The 924-nt window shown below is 51.1% G+C and carries 2 tRNA genes and 2 rRNA genes; all 4 read right to left on the minus strand.

Annotation, left to right across the window (positions count from 1 at the left end):
* A 23S ribosomal RNA gene (locus QZM15_RS33880) occupies positions 1-265 on the minus strand; the annotation flags it as partial.
* 289 nt (positions 266-554) lie between these two features.
* Positions 555-630: transfer RNA gene (locus tag QZM15_RS33885), tRNA-Ala, on the minus strand.
* 42 nt (positions 631-672) lie between these two features.
* A tRNA-Ile gene (locus tag QZM15_RS33890) sits at positions 673-749 on the minus strand.
* 62 nt (positions 750-811) lie between these two features.
* Positions 812-924: ribosomal RNA gene (locus QZM15_RS33895) — 16S ribosomal RNA — on the minus strand; the annotation flags it as partial.

A 924-nucleotide genomic window follows, 5' to 3' on the forward strand; every position in this document is an offset into this window, starting at 1 on the left:
GGCTCATCCCATTTCGCTCGCCACTACTTTGGGAATCTCGGTTGATTTCTTTTCCTGCGGTTACTTAGATGTTTCAGTTCACCGCGTTCGCTTCACATGGCCTATGTATTCAGCCATGGATACTCCAAAAGGAGTGGGTTTCCCCATTCGGACATCTACGGATCAAAGCTCGTTTGCCAGCTCCCCGTAGCTTTTCGCAGGCTACCGCGTCCTTCATCGCCTGTGATCGCCAAGGCATCCACCACATGCACTTGTTCGCTTGACCCTATAACGAGTCTGTCTCTCGACAGCCGCTACAGGTTGAGTTCTCGCGTTGTGCCGTATTCCAAAATCGAGCCGAACAATGAAGTTCGAATCATCTTGAGATACATCGATACAATCACAACCCGGATAGTTTCCACGTCCATCTCAAAGACGCTTCCGCTATCCAAATTACTTACTTCTTCCAGATTGTTAAAGAACGACAGCCGATATCTGTTGATATCCTCTGACTGGCTCAATCGCCAATGACAAAGACTCGAACAATCGTCATTCGAATGTTTGTCATTGAAGATTGGTGGAGGCAGACGGGATCGAACCGACGACCCCCTGCTTGCAAAGCAGGTGCTCTCCCAGCTGAGCTATGCCCCCATGAGTACAGATGTCTCAGGTGTGTACCGCCACACAAGACGGTGGTGGGTCTGGTTGGATTCGAACCAACGACCCCCGCCTTATCAAGACGGTGCTCTAACCGACTGAGCTACAGACCCCTGAGTCTGTCTTTAATTTACAGCCGATAAGCGTGAGCGCTCAACTACGCGAGAAGCTCTGGAAAGGAGGTGATCCAGCCGCACCTTCCGATACGGCTACCTTGTTACGACTTCACCCCAGTCATGAATCCTACCGTGGTGACCGTCCTCCTTGCGGTTAGACTAGCCACTTCTG

It is taken from the genome of Burkholderia sp. AU44665 (assembly GCF_030504405.1).
GTDB classification, from domain to species: Bacteria; Pseudomonadota; Gammaproteobacteria; order Burkholderiales; family Burkholderiaceae; genus Burkholderia; species Burkholderia semiarida.